Origin of the sequence: Streptomyces sp. NPDC002138 (genome assembly GCF_040296485.1) — a bacterium.
Classification (GTDB): Bacteria; Actinomycetota; Actinomycetes; order Streptomycetales; family Streptomycetaceae; genus Streptomyces.
In genome coordinates, this window is sequence record NZ_JBEOXE010000172.1 from 1 (window position 1) to 1,260 (window position 1,260).

The following is a 1,260-nucleotide window of genomic DNA, read 5'->3' on the forward strand; positions in this document are numbered from 1 at the left end:
GGTGGCGCTGATGGCGGGGGCGCGTCCGGAGCGGGTTCCGCTGTCCTTCGCGCAGCGTCGTCTGTGGTTCATCGGCCAGCTGGAGGGCCCGAGCGCGACGTACAACGTTCCGGTGGCCCTGCGGCTGACGGGGGAGATCGACCGGGCCGCACTGGGCACGGCCCTGCGGGACGTGATCGAACGGCACGAAGTGCTGCGCACGGTGTTCGCGCTGGCCGACGGCGAGCCGTATCAGCGGATCCTCAGCATGGACGACGTGAGCTGGCAGCTGGAGACCGCCGACATCGCGCCGACCGGTCTGACGGACGCGGTCGCCGAGGCGACCGGGTACGCCTTTGATCTGTCGACCGAGGTGCCGATCCGTGCCTGGCTGTTCTCGCTCGGATCCGAAGAGCACGTCCTGTTGGTGTCGATCCATCACATCGCCGGAGACGGTTGGTCGATGGGTCCGTTGGCTCAGGACGTGTCGGCTGCTTATGCGGCGCGGTGTGCGGGTGGGGCTCCGGAGTGGGAGCCGCTGCCGGTGCAGTACGCGGATTACGCGCTGTGGCAGCGTGAGCTGCTGGGTGACGAGCAGGATCCGGAGAGTCTGATTTCTCGCCAGGTGGCTTACTGGCGTGAGGAGTTGGGGGGTGCTCCGGAGGAGCTGGGGCTGCCGTTCGACCGGCAGCGTCCGGCGGTGGCTTCGCATCAGGGGCACAGTGTGCCGCTGGTGGTGCCGGCGGAGGTGCACGCGCGTCTGGTGGAGGTGGCGCGCGCTGAGGGTGTGACCACGTTCATGGTGTTCCAGGCGGCGCTGGCGCTGCTGCTGTCCCGGCTGGGTGCGGGGACGGACATCCCGATCGGCTCGGCCAACGCCGGACGCACCGACGAGGCGCTGGACGGTCTGATCGGTGGGTTCACCAATACGCTGGTGCTGCGTGCGGATCTGTCGGGTGACCCGACCTTCCGTGAGCTGCTGGCGCGGGTGCGTGAGAGGGGCCTGTCGGCTTACGCGCACCAGGACGTGCCCTTCGAGAAGCTGGTCGAGGAGCTGGCTCCGAGCCGCTCGATGGCGCGTCACCCCCTCTTCCAGGTGGTCCTGACGAAGCAGGACACCATCGAGGCGGTCGTGGACCTGCCGGGTCTGCAGGTGGGCGGAGCATCGGCAGGAGACCGCAGGGCAGCGAAGTTCGATCTGGATGTGATGGTTTCCGAGGCGTTCGACGCGCAGGGTGTGGCGTTGGGGCTGCGGGGATCGGTGACGGTGGCCGCGGATCT

1 protein-coding gene is annotated in these 1,260 nt (G+C 68.8%); it reads left to right on the forward strand.

Going from position 1 to position 1,260, the window contains the following annotated elements; all coding sequences use genetic code 11:
* Nucleotides 1-1,260, forward strand: a 1,260-nt coding sequence (locus ABT084_RS37900) for a condensation domain-containing protein (RefSeq protein WP_351054410.1), incomplete at both ends; no start/stop codon positions are given.